This is a genomic window from Mesorhizobium sp. M7A.F.Ca.CA.002.05.1.1, from assembly GCF_003998335.1.
Taxonomy (GTDB): Bacteria; Pseudomonadota; Alphaproteobacteria; order Rhizobiales; family Rhizobiaceae; genus Mesorhizobium.
This window is the reverse complement of record NZ_RZQI01001549.1, coordinates 1-632: the sequence shown is the minus strand read 5'-3', so window position 1 is coordinate 632 and position 632 is coordinate 1. Positions and strand designations below refer to the sequence as shown.

Below are 632 nucleotides of genomic sequence, written 5' to 3'. Positions count from 1 at the left end.
CTGTAGACGCCGATCGAGCAGAACGCCATGATGATCGGGAAAAGCACGTAATAGGGGATCGTCAGCAGCTTCACCCAAAGCCCGATCAGTGGCAGGTTGAGGACGATCAGCATCAGATTGCCGATCCACATCGAGGCGATGATGCCCCAGAACAGCGCCGGCTGTTCGGTCGCGACATTGGGGCCGGGCACGATGCCCTGGATGATCATGGCGCCGATCATCAGCGCCATGACCGGGTTGGCTGGAATGCCGAGCGTCAGCATCGGGATGAAGGAGGTCTGCGCACCGGCATTGTTGGCCGATTCCGGTCCGGCGACGCCTTCGATGGCGCCCTTGCCGAACTCCTGCGGGTTTTTCGAGACGCGTTTTTCGACCGTGTAGGACGCAAAAGCTGCCAGGATCGCGCCGCCGCCCGGCAGGATGCCGAGCGCCGAACCGATGATCGTTCCGCGCACGATGGGCGCTGCCATGCGCCGAAAGTCCTCGCGGGTCGGCATAAGGCCGGTGACCTTGCGGATCATCACGGAGCGCTCATCCTCGTTTTCGAGGTTGCGCAGGATCTCGGCGACGCCAAAGACGCCGACCGCCACCGCAACGAAATTCAACCCGTCGGCATATTCCCGGATTCCAAG

Annotated in this window: 1 protein-coding gene; it reads right to left on the bottom strand. The window is 62.2% G+C overall.

What is annotated here, in order from left to right; translation table 11 throughout:
- A partial coding sequence (locus tag EN939_RS36965; protein WP_206528480.1) for a tripartite tricarboxylate transporter permease occupies window positions 1-632 on the bottom strand: 632 nt, incomplete at both ends.